We start from the raw sequence: 20,032 nt of genomic DNA, 5'->3' as shown, positions 1-20,032 counted from the left end.
GCTTTTTTTCTTTCACCCCTGCCGTTATCTCTGCTATGCTAGAAGTAAGGGCATCTTGCCCGTCGGGGAAGAAAGTGAAGTGAAACATTTGAATCAAGATTATCAGCTATCGGTACAAGAAGTGCTGGAACGGCCACATTTTCAGCATGCTTATTTAGCTGCCGGAAAGCAAGGCCTGCATCGCTTGGTGCGATGGGTGCATATCATTGAAGTCATCCAGTTTGAGCAGCTGCTGCAAGGCGGGGAAATGATTCTCACGACCGGAGCCGCCTTCAAGTCGGATACGCAGTTGTTCAAGATTTATCTGGAACAGTTAATCAACAGAAATGTGTCCTGCCTGTGCATTGAGATGGGGCATTACCTGAGTTCAGTGCCCGGGGAATGGATTGATATGGCGGAAACGAGCGGTTTGCCGCTCATCATTTTTCCGCAAGCGGTGCGATTCATCGATATTACGCAAGATATTCATGCGCATATCATCAATCAGCATCATCGGGCGCTGCAGGACTTGGAAAAAATATCGCGGGAATTCCATCGCATGACGCTGACTTCGCAGGGTGTCGCCCAAGTTCTTCAGCTGTTGCAAAACAGCACAAAAGCAAAGGTCATCTATGTGCCGGCGGAAGGGCAGCCCAAATTTGTTCCACATGCTTCAAGCCGTGAATCCAAACAGTGGATGGAGCTTCTTGGCAAACAATTGGATGAGAGCTCAGAAGCAGGCCATACCCCATCACCTTCACTGATCGAATTCGAAGGACAAACGATTATTGTGCAGCCCGTCGGCGCCATGGGCAAGACGTGGGCGCACATTGCCATCGTGCTCGGCCGCAAGCCTCGGGAGTATGAGTATTTGATCCTTGATTCGGCATCTCTTTCGATTGCGCAGGATTTGCTCCGTAAACGCTATATGGAAGAGCGCAAGCTGTATTCACAGACGCTTTGGGTAGATGATTTGCTTCATTTGCGCATCCGCGACGAAGAGCAGATTAAGGTGTTGATCGGAATTGACTTCAAGCGGCTGAATGTGCTGAATTATCACGTTTGCTTGATCGAATTCGAGTATGACCAGGAAGCTAGAACTTCTTCTGTTGACGAGGGTGTTGAAACTCTTGGCATTCATCTGTCGCTAACGGTGCGTTCGGTTTTCGAGCAGCATGCGTTTCACCCGCTCATCACGCTGCAGAACAATCGGCTTGTCATTATCGCCTTCGATCAAGCCCCGAAGAAGCCCGCTAAAGAGAGATTACAGCACGTCTTTCAATCTATACAGCAAATGAAAGCCGAAGAGCAGGTCAAGCTGGTCATCGGTGTCGGGCAAATCAACAGGAGCTTTATGAATGCTTATATGAGCTATCAAGAAGCGATTCAGGCGATTTCATTATCGTCTACCATGCAGGCGAACGTGTTGTACTTCGACGAGCTCGGCGTCTTCCAGCTGCTGTTTCACATCGCTGAAAAGCAGACGCTGCAGGCGTTTGTGAAGACCCATTTAGGGCCGCTTATCGATCATGATCAGACGAGAGGCAGTGAGCTTCTACGAACATTGAAGGTGTATCTGGATTATGACGGCTCCAAGCAAATCGTGGCACAGCGGCTTTTTATCGTCCGTCAATCGCTCTATTACCGGTTGGAAAAAATCGAGGAGCTGCTCGGATCAGATTACATGTCACCGGAAAAACGTTTGGCGCTGCAGGTTGCGATCCGTGCATACCAACTGTTAAATCCGGAAACGAAAATGTGAAAAAAGTGTGTGAAGTTTCCTTACAATTTGTCTAATGGAACGTCAGGGGATTGATCCTATACTTGGAGACAAGTACAGATCGATCCTTTTTTTCTTGGGGTCATAAGCGAGAGGGAGAATGACGATGATTATTGGCGTACCTAAGGAAATTAAAAATAACGAGTACCGGGTCGGCATGACGCCCGGCTCCGTGCTTTCTTACACCCATGCGGGCCATGAAGTTCGGGTGGAGACGCATGCAGGTCACAGCATCGGATTTACAGATGAGGATTACGTGCTGGCGGGAGCCAAAATTGTCGGGAATGCGGCAGAGGCATGGTCGGCGGAGATGGTTGTGAAAGTCAAAGAGCCGCTGCCTGAAGAGTATGGTTATTTCCACGAAGGACTGATTTTGTACACGTACCTGCATCTGGCCCCTGAAGCGGAGCTTACGCATGCTTTGGTCGAGAAGAAGGTCACAGCGATCGCTTATGAGACTATTCAGCTGGACAACGGCAGCCTCCCGCTGTTGACGCCGATGAGCGAAGTGGCCGGCCGTATGTCAATCCAGATCGGGGCGCATTTCCTGGAAAAGGCCCATGGCGGCAAAGGCATCCTCCTAAGCGGCGTGCCTGGCGTTGAACCGGCCAAAGTAGCCGTTATCGGAGGCGGCATCGTAGGTACGAATGCAGCGAAAATGGCGGCTGGTCTCGGTGCAGATGTGACGATCGTGGATTTGAATCCGGATCGGCTGCGCCAACTCGATGACCAGTTCCAAGGCCGTGTGAAGACGGTGATGTCCAATCCGTATAACATCGCGGAAGTAGTACGACGTGCCGATTTGGTCGTCGGTGCCGTATTGATCCCTGGCGCACGCGCACCACGGCTCGTCACGGAAGAAATGGTGAAAGCGATGAGTCCAGGCTCCGTCATCGTCGATGTGGCGATCGATCAGGGCGGATCGATTGAGACGATCGATCGGATCACGACACACGACCAACCGACCTATGTGAAGCATGGCGTGATCCATTATGCGGTTGCGAACATGCCTGGTGCTGTCGCAAGAACATCGACACTCGCGCTTACGAATGTGACGACGCCATATGGCATGCAGATCGCGAATAAAGGTTATGCGCGAGCGGCTTTGGACAACAAAGCGATTGCGAAAGGCATTAATGTCGCAGCCGGTCATGTTACTTATAAAGCGGTAGCCGAGGCGCATGGCTACGAACATACCGATGTTTATTCACTATTACAGTAGAATAGCGTAATGATGACGACTGGTTTCTGCAGATTTGCAGGGACTGGTTTTTGTCATTTTTTATTACTTGCTTTCTTTTGTCAACGAGAGATAAGAACACTCACTTGCTTATCTCCGAAATAAGTGTGCCCGGATAAGCCGCTTCTTCAAATCTATAAATATACACGTTTGCGAAAGCATTATCCCCATAACGATCAAAGCTGACTTTTGTAGCAATGCCTTGGAAATTTTGAGTGGAGCGAACCGCATCGCGCACCTGTTCGCGGGAAGGAAGTTCACCGGCGTTATCGCGAATCGCATTTTTCACTCCATTTAATAAGACAGACATACTGTCGTACGCGTAGACGGAAAAGCCGTCTGCACGTTTGCCGAATTTTTGCCGATACGCTTCGGCCCACTTTTGACCGTTATCTGATTGGGTGATATCCCTAGCCGGCGAGCTGAAGAGTGCACCTTTAATTTTTTCTCCGGCGAAGTCAATAACTCCTGATGAATCTAAGCCGTCTCCGCCCATAAAAGGGATGGTTATGCCTTTTTCACGCGCTTGCCTGAGCAATATGCCTCCTTCTGCATATGATCCGCTGAAAAAGATGAAATCCGGCTTTATGAAAAGCACTTGATTGATCAAGCCATTGAAGTCCTTATCACCAATCATAATACGTTCATAGCCAACAATCTGGGCACCCAGTTTTTTGGATGTATCTATAAAAGCGTTAGCCAAGCCTTGACCGTATACGGATTTTTCTTGAATGATAAAAATTCGTTTAGCTTTAACTGTATTCACAGCATATTCGGCGGCTGCAGGTCCTTGGAAATCGTCATGGGCAACGATTCGATTGACCACTTTTAAATTGCGGCCGGTGACTTCTGCCGCCGTATTCGCCGGAGAAACCATCACCGTATTATATTTCTCATAAACGTCTGAGGAAGGAATGGATACTCCGGAGTTCAAGTGTCCGACGACTCCCAGGATGGACGGATCGGCACCAATTAATGCTGCGTTAGCCACTCCTGTTTTCGGGTTACCCTGATCGTCGTATGGAACAAGCTGCAGACCGAAGCCAAGCTTTTCAAACTCTGCTTTATGGTCATCCAATGACATTTGCGCCCCAAGTTTAATGGCCTCGCCTTGAACTGCACTTCCTCCAGACAGTGGCGATTGAGTCGCAATTTTAATAACTGTTAATTCATTGGATTCGTTATCGGATTTAGAGTTATTCGGCACTGAAGTAGAACTTCTGTTTGCGCATCCTGCTAATAAACTTAAAATAATCACTGAAGCTAAGAGTACTGACAAATCGTTTTTGATTTTCATGATAAGCCCTCCATATCCCAAACACATTATTATTTTCCTTATGTTATATCGACTGATATAATCGTGTCATACGATAATTCAGATGATATCCATCGGAAATTTCGATCGGAGAATATTCTATGCAACACAAGCAACTTAGGCCCTCTACTTAAAGTTGTTGTTCGCGTACCATAAATTCCTTGCGTACAAAGCCATATTGCTCATATAAACCATGTGCGTCCTTTGTGGCTAAAGCCATTTTCAGTTGCTGCAGGTCAGGATGCTTCATCATGCAGGCCATCATCCACTTACCAAGTCCTAGACCCCTATATTCTTCATTTACGATAACATCGCATATCCAAGCAAATACCGCATAGTCAGTGATCACTCGTACAAAACCAATCTGTGCGCTTTCTGTGAATAAGCTTAAGCATAGAGAGCCAGCTAAGCTTTTTTCTACAATCTTCTTGCTTCGTTTACTTGCCCAGTAACTGCCGGAGAGCATGGCGTATAACGCATCCATATCAATCCGAGATTTATCATCCGTTAAAACAAACCCATCTTTACACCATTCCATAATCGTCATCCCCTTGTTAATTTAACTGTTCTTGCATTATATTAGATACAAAAAAGAACAGACAGTGTCATTATATGCATCTGTATGGTTACAGATGGTCAAGTTCATTTTACGAATGGTGGGATTGCGATTGGGAAGTAAACAAACAGCTATCGTGCAAATCATCCGCTCCGAGATTGAAAACGGCAGCATGAAGCCAGGACAGAAATTGGCATCTATCCGAGAGCAAAGCCAGCGGTTCGCTTGCAGTCTGAATACAATCATACATGTGTATCAAGAACTGGAAAATCAGCATCTCATTTATTCACGGCCCAGAAGCGGCTACTTTGTCGTTGCCAGGGAAGAGATTTCAGTCAGTTCTCATCCGGCTCGAATTGACTTTGCATCGGCAGCACCAGATGCAGACAGAATGCCTTACGAGGATTTTCGGCACAGCATGAATAAAGCTATTGATCTATATAAGGATCGTTTGTTTGATTACTCGGACGTGCAAGGACTTCTCTCTTTACGCAAAGAAATCGTAAAGCTTCTTCAAAACCTACAGATTTTCACAAATGAGGAACAAGTTTTCATTACCTCAGGTGCTCAACAAGCGCTTCACATTCTAAACGGGATGCCTTTTCCTAATGGCAAAACGAACATTTTAATTGAGCAACCCACTTATTGGGGCATGCTAAACAGTCTTGATGTGCAAAAAAAATCCGTCATTGGTATTGAAAGAGGACCAAACGGGCTCGATTGGGAAAGTTTAGAGCGTCATTTCCAAAGCAATAATATCAAATTTTTCTATACGGTCCCGCGTTTCCATAATCCGCTTGGCACTTCCTTATCTGCCCGGGATAAGAAGAGACTTGTACAGCTCGCTAAAACCTATGATGTATATATTGTCGAAGACGATTATCTGGCAGATTTAGAAGACAATAGCAAAGCCGACCCCCTATATGCCTTCGAAGGGTCTAGTCATGTTATTTATGTCAGAAGTTTGTCAAAGGTTATGCTCCCAGGCCTGCGTGTGGCGGCTGTTATTGTACCGCCCTCATTTATTCCTCTGTTTCGCTATCACAAGCATGCCGTAGATTTAAGCACGTCTGTCTTGTCTCAAGGCGCTCTGGAGATCTATCTCAAATCGGGCATGTATATCCATCATATTATGAAAATGCGGGAACTCTACAAGGAGCGAATCCAATGGTTGACCGAAGCTTGTCGAATCCATCTGCCTCCCGATACCCTCTATGCTGCTCCAACAGGAGGCATTTTCGCATCTTTACAGTTGCCTGTATGGTTAGATTCGGGGGATTTTTCAAAGCGTTTGGAGTTGCGTGGTATAGACGTAATGCCGGTAGACAGACAATATCACCCGTCTTTCCCCAAGCGCAATCTGCTGCGCATTAGCATTATGCGTGCGGATAAACAGGAGATTACCCAAGGTATTCGCATCATTGCCGAAGAATTGAAAATAACAGCCAAGCCTAGAGCTTTTTTTCGTACAAATTGGATTAACTTATAGTTTCGAATGGAGGATCTTCTATGGAACTCAAACAACTGCAGACATTTCGCGCGGTGGCGACAGAATTAAGTTTTACGCGAGCGGCGGAGGTATTAGCGTATGCCCAATCGAGTGTCACTGCACAGATTCAAGGATTGGAACAGCAGTTCGGCGTCCCCCTTTTTAATCGGCTCGGCAAACGAGTGGCTATCACTGAAGAGGGTAAGCGTTTGCTGTTCTACGCAGAGAGAATGCTGCAATTGGCGGATGAAGCGCAGTTAGCGGTTCGAGGAGACGATGAGCCGTCGGGAACACTGCGAATCGGCGCTCCTGAGAGCTTATTCACTTATCGGTTACCTCCAATTTTACGTGAGTTTCGTTCCCGCTGCCCCAAGGTGGAACTCCATTTTAAACCGGACTTTTATCCCGGCCATCTCGGCCTAAGACGGGAAGTCATGCAAGGAACGGTGGACGTAGCTTTATTTTTTAATTATCCGCGCCTTTCGGATACTTTGATCGTTGAGCAGCTCTTACAGGAAACGTTACTCCTTATCGCTGAGCCGGATCACCCGTTGACCAGACTCGAAACCGTATTGCCAGGCAAGCTTGAAGGGGAGGTCATTCTGTTAACGGAGGCGGGGTGCACGTACCGGGAGTTATTCGAGCAGATTTTGCGCGGGGCCAACGTACATCCTGCAACGAAACTGGAATTTGCAAGCGTCGAGGCGATCAAACAATGTGTAATGGCGGGGATGGGGATTGGATTTCTTCCGGAAATCGCGGTAAGAGCTGAGATCAGCTCGGGTCGCATGACCGCTCTTCGATGGTCGGGAGAAGAACTTTCAGTTGTTACGCATCTGGCATGGCATAAAGATAAATGGATATCGCCCGCGTTACGGGTTTTCCTGGAACTGGTCAAGCAACTGTCCGCATTCGAGCATCAATAAGCGCCATCACTACGTTCCGATTAGAATGGGATTGGTGAACTGCGGCACACAGCTGTTGTCGTGAAAAAAGCCCCCGTACAATATCATGTACAGGGGCTTTTCAATCATTTAGAATGCAGGCACGATAGCGCCTTTGTATTTGTCTTCAATGAACTTCTTCACGTCAGCGGAGTTCAGCTCTTTAGCCAGCTTTTGCATGGCTTCGGAGTCTTTGTTGTCCGGACGGGAAACGAGGATGTTCACGTATGGAGAGTTTTTATCCTCAATGAACAGAGCGTCTTTCGTCGGCATCAGGTTCGCTTGCAATGCGTAGTTTGTGTTGATTAACGCGAGATCGAACTCTCCGATCGTACGTGGAAGCATCGCTGGGTCTAATTCTTTGATATCCAGTTTTTTGCTGTTTTCCACGATGTCTTTAACTGTTCCTTTGATACCTACGCCGTCTTTCAGCTTGATCAGACCGTTTTTCTCCATTAGCGCGAGTGCGCGGCCTGCATTGGACGGATCGTTAGGAATCGCAACGGTTGCGCCTTCTTTCAATTCAGCAGCGGATTTCACTTTTTGGGAATAGGCGCCGAACGGCTCGATGTGAACGCCCGAAACTTTCACAAGGTTTTGTTTTTTATCGGTGTTGAATTGATCCAGGTAAGGCTGGTGCTGGAAGAAGTTCGCATCCAGCTGCTTTTCGAACACTTGGACGTTCGGTTGAACATAGTCGTTAAACTCAATAACTTCAAGTTTCACGCCTTGTGCTTTCACTTTTTCTTTGATCGAGTTCAAAATTTCCGCGTGCGGAACGGACGAGGCTCCCACTTTCAGCGTAACTTCTTTTGCCGCAGCGGGTGTTGCAGTTGCTGCAGGAGCTGCGGTTGCAGCTGGGGATGGGCTTGCAGCCGGTTTTTGTCCGCATGCTGCGAGTGCAACCATAAGGAACAAGGCTGCCAATGTTACAGTAAGTTTTTTCATGATGATGTTTCTCTCCCTTAATCTATTTTTTTCCACATAAGAATTTATTAGTTTCCGAGTGGTCGGATAACAAAATTCTTATTGGCATGAAAAACTTCCTCTAAAAGCGGTCTGGCTACTTGGTTAGACTTCGATTGGAGTTTTTCTTATTAAATCTTGTGACGAGCCGGTCTCCGACCGTTTGCAGAATCTGAACGAGCACGACCAGAATCACGACAGTCACAATCATAATATCGGTACGGAAGCGCATATAGCCGTAGCGCAGCGAGAGGTCGCCAAGCCCGCCGCCGCCGACGACGCCGGACATGGCGGAGTAGGAAAGCAGGGCGACAGCCGTCACCGTGACGGCTGAGATCAGACCCGGGCGAGCCTCCGGCAGCAGGACGCGCCAGACGATTTGCCACGGCGTTGCGCCCATCGATTGCGCGGCTTCAATTACGCCGCTCTCGATTTCGCGGAGCGCGGATTCCACGAGCCGCGCCAGGAAAGGCGCGGCGGCAATGACCAGGGGCGGGATTGCGCCCTTGACGCCGATGGTCGTATGCACGAGCGCCTTCGTGATCGGGAAGACCGAGATCATCAAGATCACAAAGGGCACGGAGCGCAAAATGTTGACAATGAGCGAGAGTACCCCGTATAGCGGAAGATTCTGCAGCAGTTGGCCTCTAGAAGTAAGAAATAGGATGATACCCAGCGCCATTCCGATGATGACGGTGAACAGCAGCGACCATCCGAGCATGACAAGGGTATCGCTTGTCGCTTTGCCGATCTCGGCCCAGTTAATGTCCCAGGTCATATTCATGGTCCCAGCACCTCCACATCGATTCCTTCCTGCTTCAGCTTGGCGATCACCGTATCGATTTCATGCGGCTCCCCGCCGGTCAATTCCACAACGAGCTGTCCATAAGGCACATGCTTCATCGCTGAAATCGTCCCTTGCAAGATGGCAAAGGAAACATTCGTCGATTTCACCGTTTCGAACAAAATAGGTTCGTAGGTCTTCGAACCGATATAGGTGATTCGAATCCGTTTGCCATTCTGCAAGGATTGCAGACCGGCAGTCTCAGCCTGCTGAGCAAACCCGAGATCCGATACTTGTCCGACGAATTCCTTCGTCACCGCATGCTGCGGCTTCAGGAACACGTCAAGCACCTTGCCGGTCTCGACGACCAATCCCCGCTCCATGACGGCAACCCGGTCGCAAATCGCACGGATAACCTGCATCTCATGCGTAATGAGCAGAATGGTGATGCCGAGTTTCTTATTAATATCCAGCAGCAGCGACAAAATCGAGTTTGTCGTCTGCGGATCGAGTGCAGAGGTGGCCTCGTCGCATAACAGAATGTCAGGATTATTGGCGAGCGCTCTTGCGATGCCTACCCGTTGTTTTTGCCCGCCGGAAAGCTGATTCGGATATTTGTGCGCGTGCTCTTGCAAACCGACCAGCTCAAGCAATTCTTGAATGCGCGACTGAATCGCCGCTTTGTTCATACCCGCAAGCCTAAGCGGAAAAGCAATATTGTCCGCAACCGTCGCTGACGACAGCAGATTGAAATGCTGAAAAATCATTCCGATTTTACGGCGTTTAGCCTGCAGCTGCCGGGGGTCAAGGCTGGTCATTTCTTCCCCGTCAATCTGAATCGTTCCGGAGGAAGGCTTCTCAAGCATATTCACACATCGCAGCAGCGTGCTTTTACCGGCACCGGAGTGACCGATGATTCCGAAAATTTCTCCGCGTTCGATATGTAGGTTGATCTGCTGGATGGCAGGTATACGTCCGGGCACATCGTCATAAACCTTTTCCAATTGCTTGATATGAATCAGATGAATACCTCCAATCGTACAGAAATCAAAGATTTTATATTTTGACCAACGGTAAACTATTTTATAAGAAAATGCAACCAGTTTCAACCACCAGGATATGGAAAATGGAGTGTAGACTTTGCATTGACGATTAAGAAGCTAGCCTATAAACTTAGTTTAAACGTTTCAACAAAATAAACTCAGGACAAAGCATAATGTGCTGATGTTCTGTGTTTTTTAACATAAGGGGATGAAATGAATTGACGGACATGCAGCAGAGAAAGCGTGAACTTATTAGCAAAATAGCCATAAAAGCATTTGAACAACCGATTCTAAATAATGGATTATGGTTTCAAGGCGATATCAGGGACAACTTCTATTATGCATCTTATTTGTACGCCGCTTCGCAGGATGAAGGCTTAGCCTTTCATTTTAATAAAGAAGAAGCAAGGACCAAAGCTGAACTTATTCTGCTACAAGTACTAGAATTGCAGGATCGGAATGCGGATAGCGAAACATATGGACATTGGCCCTTGCATCTGCGGCCTACGCCTAAAGAAGCGCCGTTCAATACCTTGCCGGTGGAGTTAATGGGGAGCTTGATGGTTTACTTTTATAAACGTTATCAGGCATCAATGAGCGAACCGTTGCAGGCTGCATTCGAACAAGCACTGCTGCATATTTACCGCAGCGATTTTTATCGCAAGCCGCTGGAGCATTACCACCATCATGAGGCGAAATACACAGCCGCTAAACTGATTTTAGGACAATTATACCAAGATCAGGAACTTATTAAGGACGGCTATCAAAGTTTGCGCCGAACGCTTGGACGCATCACAACGATCGGTATGTCCGAATATGGCGGTTTGCCCTGGTTCTGGCACTGGGTTCAGGCGTTCAATTGCGCATGGGAGCTGGCGGAGGATGGAGAAATCCGCGTAGTTTTGGCTCAAATGCTGGACTATCTATGGAGCGTCCGCGCAACTTATTACCTGCGGGGCGCTTGGGTTGGCGCTCATTCCCGTGGCTGGCCTCACGACATCCCGCAAGACCGAAATGTGCTGATGGACTACGTGCAATTCGGTGACTTCGCCTTGCCTGACGACATGCCTCGCACGGAGTATGCAGGATTCTTGTCCTACGAAGCGCCGGCTCAGGCAAGGGCCATTGCCCTTAACCGTAAGCTTCCTACCGAAGTAAGATGTCGGGTACCCCGCCCGGCTGCGTTAGCTCAGAGTGATAAGGACGTCCTTCATAGTTATGTATATATCACAGAAAACTTTGCCGTCGGGGGTATATGGGAGCGGGCACTGGAGTTTGATAACGAACAGCACCGCTGGGATGTAACGCTTCCTCTGGGAGCAGTGAGCGGTGTAAATCGCGCCTTCTTTTTCCATCCCGGACCCGGGTATTCGGAGGGGGATCTCCGACATCCAAGCGATCACGGCGAAGTGCTTTTTCATAAAAATGTGGTCGCAGCGGTATATCAAATTCCGGATGGACAGCAGAATGAGATCATTGGCTGTCTGCCTCAGGGAGATTGGATCGAGGAGCCAAACGGCTTATTCGGTCATTGCGGAAATGCGCTTATCGCCGTATACATTCAGCAACCGTACCAAAGAGAAGTGCTTGCAGATCGTTCTGTTGTGAGGAGTTCAGGCGGCAAGAATGCGGTCGTTGTTGAATGTGTCGACATGGCTGACGCAAGAAGCAAAGGGATTGATAATGCGGGGCAATTTGCAGAAACCATGATGCGAATGCAGCCAACTTTCAATCAGTCTAACGAAGGTACTTATGAAGTTGCCTATAAAACTTTGCAAGAAGAGTCAATTGCAATTATGATAGACAATAAGGGGAAAATTGCCAAATTTGTGAATGGTTCAGCTGTTGATTTTCAGGCTTATGCCTATCATACCCATACATAGAAAAGAGGTTGTTCGAATGCCGTTAGTGGATATGCCAATTGAAAAGCTCATGACTTACGAAGGACGCAACCCGCGCCCGGATGATTTTGATGCTTATTGGGAGCGAGCCATTGCTGAGATGAAAGCTGTTGATCCGCAAATTGAGCTGCTTCCGAGCGAATTTCAAGTTCCCTATGCGGATTGTTTTGATCTCTACTTCACAGGTGTAGGCGGAGCTCGCGTATATGCCAAATATATTCGTCCGAAGCATGCGGCGACACCGCATCCGGCCGTTGTACAGTTCCACGGATATTCCGGAAATTCCGGCGATTGGATGGGGAAATTAGCCTATGCTGCGCTCGGATTCTCGGTATTTTCGATGGACTGCCGCGGGCAAGGCGGTCTATCCGAAGATGCAGGAGGCGTAAAAGGTACGACGCTCCGCGGCCATATTATACGCGGTTTGGACGATCATCCGGATCAATTGCTGTTCAGGCAAATTTTTCTCGATACGGCACAGCTTGCCGGTATCGCCATGAGCATGCCTGAGGTAGATCCGGAGCGTGTAGGCGCGATGGGCGGCTCGCAGGGCGGCGCCTTGACGATCGCTTGCGCTGCGCTGGAGCCACGCATTAAACGGCTTGCGCCGGTGTATCCGTTCCTCAGCGATTATCAGCGCGTTTGGGAAATGGATTTGGCGAAAGATGCCTATGCCGAGCTCAAAGATTATTTCCGCCGCCATGACCCGCAGCATAAGCGGGAAGCGGAGACGTTCCTGAAGCTGGGCTATATCGACATTCAGCATTTGGCTGAGAGGATTCAAGGCGAAGTTCTGATGGCAGTCGGCCTGAGCGATACGGTTTGTCCGCCTTCCACACAGTTTGCGGCATACAACAAAATAAAATCGAAAAAAAATGTGGAGATTTATCCGGACTTCGGTCACGAGGGTTTACCGGGATTCGATGACGCGGCACTTCAATTTTTACTGCAATTATAAGTTAATATAGCAAAGACAAAGAGCCTTCAAAACCACTTGCTTCAGTGGATTTTGAGGGCTTTTTATTCTACGCTTGACGCATATCGCTACTTAAGTTCGGAAAAACACAATTGCGTATAAGATATATCTACCAAAACAGTTTGGAGTTCGATTATACAGAATTGGCGCTTGATTTGTGCAAGAGGATGTTCGATGATCGTATGATAAGCTGGCAAAATCGTACTCCAGCAGCTAAATCCATTCATCACGTTTTGCAATTGGGCGAAATCGGACTGCGACCGCCGCGAGTCCCGGCGAAAAAGATCCCTACCCCTTCTTGCGGTATACGCGCTCGGGACGCCCGACGACGCCATAGGACAGATCGGCGAACACTTCGCCTGAGCTGACCAAATGCTCCAGATAGCGGCGGCCGGTCGTGCGGCTGACGCCGACCTCTTTGGCGATTTGCTCGGCAGTCATGCCGCCCTCCGCGGCGGATATCGCCTGAACGATTTTCACCAGCGTTAATTTGTCAATTCCTTTGGGGAGGAAGGAAATTTCAGAGCGTGAGTCCTTCTTGCCGGTCCCCGATAATAAGCGATCGACGTCGCTTTGATTAATCGTTCCGGTTTCATTCAGCCGGTTAAGCTCGCGGTGAAAGTCGAGATAGCGCAGCAGCGTTTCTTGCAGCCGATTAAAGACAAGCGGTTTCATAATGTAATCGAACGCACCGCTGCGGACGGCTTCACGGATTGCCTCGACTTCTTTGGCCGCTGTGATCATAATAACATCGGTTTCCCTGTAATGCTGGCGAATATAGGAAAGCATGTCCAAGCCGTTCATACCCGGAAAATAGATGTCCAGCAGCACGAGGTCAGGGCTCAAAATTTCAAGCTGTTCCTTGGCTTGAATCTCGTCCGTGGCAATGCCGACGACGTGAAAACCTTCTATTTTTTCAATAAATCTTCGGTTTATTTCAGCAATTTTCACATCATCTTCCACAATTAATACTTCAATTGCCATTTTTTGGAGTTGTAGATTCATGATTCGGACTCCTTTCTGCGAGTTTACTTTGCTTCGGAACGGCGACGGTGAAAATCGTACCTCCGGCCGGATTTTTTTGGAAGGTCATATATCCGTTCAGTTTGCCTATGGCATGCCGGACTAAGGCGAGACCTATGCCTCGATGTTCGCCTTCTTTGGTCGAGAAGCCTTTCTCGAACACTGTATGGCCAACTTCATCAGGAATACCGATGCCCCGGTCTTCACACTCAATGATCAGATCTTCACCGAGGTCGGTCAAAAACAATTTCACATATGGCTCTGTCTGTTCGCCGCCTGCCAGAACAGCCTCCATCGCATTGTCGATCAAATTTCCGATAATGGTGACGAGCAGGTTGCGATCGATATGTTCAGGGATATCTGCGAACGAGCTTTCATGATCGATTTCAAACGTCAATTTCAGCTCCTGGGCATGATTGAATTTGCCGATCAGCAGCCCCCCGATCATGGGATCGGGAATTTCATGCATGATGAACTGCACCCAATTCTGGTGCACATTCGATTCCTTGGATATCAGGTCAACGGCTTCCTGGTACGATTCAAGCTGGATAAGCCCGGAAATCACATACAGTTTGTTCGAAAATTCATGCGTCTGAGCGCGAAGAGCTTCAGCGAACCGTTTGACTTGCGACAGCTCTTCGGCGAGCCGGTATAGTTCAGATTTGCTGCGAAAGCTCGATACCGCGCCGGTTACCCCGTTTTTTCGGTTCACAATCGGCACCCGATTGACAATGACCTCGTGATCGCCGATGAGCATTTCATGGTCAAAATCGGCTTCGCCAGTTCGTACGACCTCATACAAACGGGAATTCGGAATGACGTCTTCAATGTGCCGGCCAGTAATTTTTGCGGTGACCGGCAGTTGCAGCAGCTGCAGTGCATAACGGTTCGCCATCGTAATGATGCCATCCCGATTCACAGCGATGATGCCTTCCCGAATGGATTGCAGGATGGCCTGCTTTTCGGTGTAGAGCGCACCGATTTCTTTGGGCTCGAGCCCGTGTATAGAACTTCGGACATTGCGTGCTATTAGCACGGATCCAATCAATCCGACAACAAGCACGATCAAGGAAATGAGCTCAATTCGCGATTGATAAGCTTCCGTAATCGTATCGATGTCCTCGGTGAGAAAGCCGACGGAAACAATACCGATCACTTCGCCGCGGTCGCCGAAGATGGGAGCTTTGCCACGCAGAGAAGGTCCAAGAGAGCCGATGGCTTTAGATATAATCGACTGACCTGCCAGCACCGGACCGTTGTCGCCGCCAACCATCTCTTTACCTATGCGTTCCGGCAGCGGGTGTGAGTAACGTATGCCTTCACGGTTCCCGACAACGATGTACTCGGCATCGATTTTTTCACGGATGCTTTCCGCAATTGGCTGTATGATCGCAGGCGGGTCTGCAGTTTGAAAAGCATGACGAATTTCGGGCATATTGGCAACGGTTTCAGCGACTTTCAGGGCGCGCGTTCCGATTTGATCCTCGAGCGCTGTCGTCAAGATGTAATAGAAAATGCTTCCCAGGCTGACGATGACGAAGAACAGCAGCGAACAAATAATTAAGATAAGCTTGGTTTGCAGTTTCATAGCCCTCGCAGGCCTCCGTTTTTCAATGATGGGATATGGGGGAATATTAGTTTTTTGTATTGTATCATAAAGCGTTATCATTTTGACCGATATCAGCTGCAGGCATTCGTGAACAATATGAACAAAATGTCCATAACGGCGTTATTACAACTAATCTTGTTAAACTTCCCTAAATCCTATAATAGGTGTTATTCTGAAAACGCTTCAAAGAAAGCGTATACAACAAGCACATCAAACATGTGGAGGGGTTTCATTTGATAAAACAACTTTTAACAGCTTCCTGGAAAGTCACGACGATTAGTATTTTGGCTGTAAGTTTGGCTGCCTGCGGCAATGGCGCCGCTAAACCAGGTGCTGCACCGGCAGAAAAAGGAAAAGAAACGACAGCACCAACACAAGCGGCAAAATCAAGCTATCCCGAAAAAGCGCTTAGCATTATCGCTCCGTCCGGCGCAGGCGGCGGTTGGGATATGACGGCACGTACGATTGCCAAAGTTTTAACCGAGACGAAAGCGATTGATAAACCGGTTAGCGTAGAAAATAAACCAGGCGGCGGCGGCGCAGTGTTCATGGCTGAATACGCGACCAAAGACGTGAAAGATAACTACAAGCTGTTCGTCAACTCACCGCCGATTCTCATCAACCATCTGAAAAAAGAAGGCAATACGCCATACGGCATCAACGATACGACGCCGCTTGCCCAGTTGACTAAAGATTATGGCGCGGTCGCTGTCGCAGCGAACTCCAAATATAAAGATCTGAAATCATTGCTCGACGATTTGAAAGCGGATCCTACGAAATTGACAGTTGCAGGCGGCTCTGCACCGGGCTCGATGGACCACCTTGTCTCCATTCTTCCAGCCTTTAAATATGGCATTGACCCGAAAAAGGTCAAATATGTGTCTTATGACGGCGGCGGGGAAGCGGTAACGGCTCTGCTCGGAGGTAATGCCGACGTTCTGGGTACAGATGCTGCTTCCTTGGATCAATATGTCAAATCAGGAAAGATTCGCGTATTGGCCGTAGCGGCTCCGGCTCGACTTGGCGGCAGTTTGAAGGACGTTCCAACGATGAAAGAGCAGGGCGTTGATGCAGAATTCCTGATCTGGCGCGGATTCTTCGGACCGAAGAACATGAGCGCCGACGCGAAAAGCTACTGGGAAGACACGATCAAGAAAATGGTAGAGTCCGAAGCTTGGAAAAAAGAAATGCAAGCAAACAATTGGGAAACCGATTATAAGAAAGCAGATGATTTCAAAGCCTTCTTAGGACAACAAGAAACTCAACTTAAAGACATGCTGACAGCGCTTGGCATGCAGAAATAAGAACCTGAAGACAAGGGAGAAGATGACCTCTTCTCCCTCGTTCATAGGGTAGGAGGTAGAGAAAGATGAATACTACGTTTGATCGCTATGCAGGCATTGCCTTTTTCGCTATCGGTATTGCGTTTGTTGTCGGTTCCAGAAGCATATCGACTAGTGCTTACGGCAGTAATGTGGGTGCGAATATTTTCCCGATGATTCTGGGGTCATTCCTGGCTCTGATGAGTGTCCGGCTTATCTATGAATCTTTCCGTAAAAAGCAAGCGGAAAAAAAGAAATCAAACCTGGACTACAAAAGATTCGGCATTATCTTTATTGCAGCATGCTTATATGCCTTTTTTCTCGAAGATGTCGGATTCGTTATCTCCACGTTCCTGTTCTTGATGATCGGGTTCCAAACGATGCAAAAGGGCAAGGTATGGGTTTCCTTGCTGATCGCAGCCTGCTTTTCTTATGGCGTTTATTATTTGTTTGTCAACGTGCTGGATGGTTCGCTTCCCGGGTTCCCAGCTTGGTTAGGAGGGGAATAACATGAGCACAATTGACTACGTTCTTCATGGTTTAGGTACTGCCATGCAGTGGCATAATGTCGTCTTCGTATTCTTGGGCGTACTCATCGGAACTGTGGTTGGCGTATTGCCGGGGATTGGTCCTATGAGCGGTGTTGCGCTGTTGATCCCGATTACTGCGACGATGACAGCAGGATTAGGTCCTGAGGAAGCGGCAACAAGTTCGATTATTTTGCTGGCCGGGGTATATTACGGCGCGATGTACGGAGGTTCAACGACTTCGATCCTTCTGAACACTCCGGGTGAGTCGTCATCCGTTGTTACGACTTTGGACGGCTACCAAATGGCCAAACAGGGCAGGGCAGGCGCAGCGCTTGCCATTTCAGCTATTGGATCTTTTGCCGCGGGACTAATTTCCTTAATCGGTCTCATCTTCTTAGCCCGGCCATTGTCGGCGGTTGCCATTAAGTTCGGACCAGCCGAATACTTCTCTTTGATGGTGCTAGGTTTGCTTGCGATAAGCGGTCTTGCGGGTAAATCGATGGTAAAAGCGCTCATGATGACTGCTTTCGGTCTTTTGCTTGCTACGATTGGCATCGACAACGTATCCGGTGTGGAACGTTTTACGTTCGGCGTTCCGGAGCTGTATCAGGGCTTAGAGTTCCTTACCGTCGCAGTAGGTACTTTCGCTGTCGGGGAAGTGTTTAAGACGATTCTCCATCGTGAAGGTAACGATGGAGAACTGGCCAAAATCAATCGTATCCTGCCGACGAAAAAAGATCTGAAAGATAGCGCCGCACCGATTGCCCGCGGTTCCGTACTTGGATTTTTCATCGGTTTGCTGCCGGGCGCAGGCGCGATACTTGCTTCATTCTTTGCATATATCGTTGAGAAAAAGCTGAGTAAAAATCCCGAGAAGTTCGGTAAAGGTGCCATTGAGGGCGTAGCTTCGCCTGAATCCGCGAACAATGCCGCTTCCGGCGGCGCGATGATTCCGCTTTTGACACTGGGGATTCCTTCATCCGGTACCACAGCGATTCTAATGGGCGCCTTCATTATGTACAATGTGCAACCGGGTCCTTTATTATTCCAAGATCACCCGCAGCTCGCTTGGGGCGTAATCGCCAGTATGTTTGTCGGTAACCTGATGCTGCTGATTCTCAATATGCCGCTCGTTAAAGTTTTTGCCAAAGTCATTGAGACGCCAACGAAGTATTTGATTCCTTTGATTATCGTCTTTTCCGTATTCGGTGTATATGCGGTTCAATATTCGACATTTGATTTGATGCTTATTATGGGCTGCGGTCTGGTCGGTTACTACCTGGCCAAGAACGATTATCCGCTAGCGCCGCTGGTGCTTGGTCTTATTTTAGGTCCAATGATGGAAAATAATATGCGCAGAGCGTTGACCATTTCCAACGGTGACTTCATGATCTTCCTGCAGAAGCCGGTCTCTCTCGTATTTCTCATTATCGGGTTCTTGTGGATCACGATTCCTCTTGTTTTGAAAATGAGAGGGAAGAATGTCCTCGTGAACGAAGAAGGATAAAAGATAACGTCAAACCCCTGATAGAATGGACCCTAGCCCTGATCTTGATCAGCCGCTTTCCAACCTAATCAGGGGTTTCATTTAATGGAGAAAACTAACGATGGACGTCCTATTCCTAATCGTGCTGAATGTGATTGTGCCGGTATTCCTGTTGATCGGAGCAGGTGTGCTGATGCATCGTGTGTTTCATTTTGAGATGAACACGCTATCCAAACTGAATGCATTTTTCCTGCTGCCGGCTGTCAGCTTTACGAACATCTATGAAAGTAATTTTGACGCCGGTCTGCTGATGCGGATCGTTGGCTTTCTACTGCTGCAAAGCATTGTACTTATCTTGTTTAGTAAGGCCGCAGGTAAGCTGGCTAAATTCGATAAAGGGCTGGCATCGAGCTTCTCGAACAGCGTCGTTTTAAGTAATTCAGGTAATTTCGGGCTTCCCGTCAGCCAGCTCGTGTTTCAGAACAATCCACTTGGCTTATCGGTGCAAGTCGTTGTGTCTATTTATCAGAATTTGCTCACGAATACGTACGGTTTAATGAACGCGGTATCCGCCCGAAACCAAGGACAGAAGATGCTCAAAGAGCTGCTGAAAAATCCGATGATTTACGCTTTTGTATTGGGGCTGCTTATGCATTCCCTAACCATTCCGATCCCGGCGTTTATTTGGAATCCGCTCCAGAATGTCGCTAACGCATTCCTGGCGATAGCGCTCGTAACGCTTGGCGCGCAGAGCGCTTACTTGCAATTCAAACGATTGAGCGTTTCGCTCGTACTCAGCTTGCTCGGTAGACTTGTTGTTTCACCGGTTATCGCGCTGGCTCTTATATGGCTGCTGCAACTTGAAGGAACGACCGCCCAAGCACTGCTCATCGCCAGCTCATTTCCGACTTCGAGAAACAGCGCCGTATTCGCATTGGAATACGGGAATCACCCTGAATATGCGGCGCAGACGGTATTGCTATCAACGCTGCTCAGCAGTGTGACCGTGACAGCGGTAGTCTACGCGGCAAAAATTCTATTTTAAATTTGAATGATTTGCGGGGCTGCTTACCGCAGATTTGGAGGTTG

The 20,032-nt window shown here is 48.3% G+C and carries 17 protein-coding genes; 10 read left to right on the top strand and 7 right to left on the bottom strand.

What is annotated here, in order from left to right; genetic code table 11:
• Positions 1 to 79 precede the first annotated feature (79 nt).
• The gene (locus ICC18_RS11905; protein WP_312029518.1) at positions 80 to 1,741 is read left to right on the top strand and encodes a PucR family transcriptional regulator; all 1,662 of its coding nucleotides are present in this window, start codon (positions 80 to 82) and stop codon (positions 1,739 to 1,741) included.
• A gap of 124 nt (positions 1,742 to 1,865) precedes the next feature.
• Positions 1,866 to 2,981 (top strand): alanine dehydrogenase, encoded by a 1,116-nt coding sequence (gene ald / locus ICC18_RS11900; protein ID WP_188174591.1) that lies wholly within the window; start codon positions 1,866 to 1,868, stop codon positions 2,979 to 2,981.
• A gap of 100 nt (positions 2,982 to 3,081) precedes the next feature.
• On the opposite strand, the gene ICC18_RS11895 is transcribed toward ald, so the two are convergent.
• Together ICC18_RS11895 and ICC18_RS11890 are read right to left on the bottom strand one after the other, a co-directional pair.
• Positions 3,082 to 4,296, bottom strand: coding sequence for a branched-chain amino acid ABC transporter substrate-binding protein (locus tag ICC18_RS11895; RefSeq protein ID WP_188174590.1), 1,215 nt, complete (start codon positions 4,294 to 4,296; stop codon positions 3,082 to 3,084).
• A 148-nt stretch (positions 4,297 to 4,444) separates the two neighbouring features.
• Entirely contained in the window at positions 4,445 to 4,852 is a 408-nt protein-coding gene (locus ICC18_RS11890; protein WP_188174589.1) for a GNAT family N-acetyltransferase, read from the bottom strand.
• 130 nt (positions 4,853 to 4,982) lie between these two features.
• On the opposite strand from ICC18_RS11890, the gene ICC18_RS11885 reads away from it, so the two are divergent.
• A complete protein-coding gene (locus ICC18_RS11885) occupies positions 4,983 to 6,359 on the top strand; it encodes an aminotransferase-like domain-containing protein (RefSeq protein WP_188174588.1) in 1,377 nt (458 codons plus the stop codon).
• Positions 6,360 to 6,379: 20 nt separating this feature from the next.
• Positions 6,380 to 7,285: a LysR family transcriptional regulator gene (locus ICC18_RS11880; protein WP_188174587.1), complete on the top strand. Its 906-nt coding sequence runs from the start codon at positions 6,380 to 6,382 to the stop codon at positions 7,283 to 7,285.
• Positions 7,286 to 7,393: 108 nt separating this feature from the next.
• On the opposite strand, the gene ICC18_RS11875 is transcribed toward ICC18_RS11880, so the two are convergent.
• The 3 genes from ICC18_RS11875 to ICC18_RS11865 all read right to left on the bottom strand — a co-directional run bounded on the left by ICC18_RS11875 (position 7,394) and on the right by ICC18_RS11865 (position 10,075).
• Positions 7,394 to 8,251 (bottom strand): MetQ/NlpA family ABC transporter substrate-binding protein, encoded by an 858-nt coding sequence (locus tag ICC18_RS11875; protein WP_188174586.1) that lies wholly within the window; start codon positions 8,249 to 8,251, stop codon positions 7,394 to 7,396.
• 115 nt (positions 8,252 to 8,366) lie between these two features.
• Entirely contained in the window at positions 8,367 to 9,047 is a 681-nt protein-coding gene (locus ICC18_RS11870; RefSeq protein ID WP_188174778.1) for a methionine ABC transporter permease, read from the bottom strand.
• A 2-nt stretch (positions 9,048 to 9,049) separates the two neighbouring features.
• Complete coding sequence (locus tag ICC18_RS11865) at positions 9,050 to 10,075, bottom strand: methionine ABC transporter ATP-binding protein (protein WP_223192535.1); 1,026 nt, start codon at positions 10,073 to 10,075, stop codon at positions 9,050 to 9,052.
• Positions 10,076 to 10,323: 248 nt separating this feature from the next.
• On the opposite strand from ICC18_RS11865, the gene ICC18_RS11860 reads away from it, so the two are divergent.
• Together ICC18_RS11860 and ICC18_RS11855 are read left to right on the top strand one after the other, a co-directional pair.
• Positions 10,324 to 11,979, top strand: a complete 1,656-nt coding sequence (locus tag ICC18_RS11860; RefSeq protein WP_188174776.1) for a hypothetical protein — start codon at positions 10,324 to 10,326, stop codon at positions 11,977 to 11,979.
• 16 nt (positions 11,980 to 11,995) lie between these two features.
• On the top strand, positions 11,996 to 12,955 hold the full coding sequence (locus ICC18_RS11855) for an acetylxylan esterase (protein WP_188174585.1): 960 nt from the start codon (positions 11,996 to 11,998) through the stop codon (positions 12,953 to 12,955).
• A gap of 306 nt (positions 12,956 to 13,261) precedes the next feature.
• Here ICC18_RS11855 and ICC18_RS11850 read toward each other — a convergent pair whose 3' ends face one another.
• On the bottom strand, positions 13,262 to 13,978 hold the full coding sequence (locus ICC18_RS11850) for a response regulator (protein ID WP_223192478.1): 717 nt from the start codon (positions 13,976 to 13,978) through the stop codon (positions 13,262 to 13,264).
• On the bottom strand, positions 13,947 to 15,584 hold the full coding sequence (locus ICC18_RS11845) for an ATP-binding protein (protein WP_188174584.1): 1,638 nt from the start codon (positions 15,582 to 15,584) through the stop codon (positions 13,947 to 13,949). Before ICC18_RS11845 ends, ICC18_RS11850 begins: the two co-directional genes overlap by 32 nt.
• A 254-nt stretch (positions 15,585 to 15,838) precedes the next feature.
• Between ICC18_RS11845 and ICC18_RS11840 the strand changes: the two genes are divergently transcribed.
• The 4 genes from ICC18_RS11840 to ICC18_RS11825 all read left to right on the top strand — a co-directional run bounded on the left by ICC18_RS11840 (position 15,839) and on the right by ICC18_RS11825 (position 19,988).
• A complete protein-coding gene (locus ICC18_RS11840) occupies positions 15,839 to 16,909 on the top strand; it encodes a Bug family tripartite tricarboxylate transporter substrate binding protein (protein WP_188174583.1) in 1,071 nt (356 codons plus the stop codon).
• A 65-nt stretch (positions 16,910 to 16,974) separates the two neighbouring features.
• Entirely contained in the window at positions 16,975 to 17,436 is a 462-nt protein-coding gene (locus tag ICC18_RS11835) for a tripartite tricarboxylate transporter TctB family protein (protein ID WP_188174582.1), read from the top strand.
• Between the two features lies 1 nt (position 17,437).
• A complete protein-coding gene (locus ICC18_RS11830; RefSeq protein ID WP_188174581.1) occupies positions 17,438 to 18,964 on the top strand; it encodes a tripartite tricarboxylate transporter permease in 1,527 nt (508 codons plus the stop codon).
• 100 nt (positions 18,965 to 19,064) lie between these two features.
• The gene (locus ICC18_RS11825) at positions 19,065 to 19,988 is read left to right on the top strand and encodes an AEC family transporter (protein WP_188174580.1); all 924 of its coding nucleotides are present in this window, start codon (positions 19,065 to 19,067) and stop codon (positions 19,986 to 19,988) included.
• Positions 19,989 to 20,032 lie beyond the last annotated feature (44 nt).

The organism is Paenibacillus sedimenti (assembly GCF_014534655.1).
GTDB classification, from domain to species: domain Bacteria; phylum Bacillota; class Bacilli; order Paenibacillales; family NBRC-103111; genus Paenibacillus_E; species Paenibacillus_E sedimenti.
This window is presented reverse-complemented; position numbering and strand designations above follow the sequence as displayed.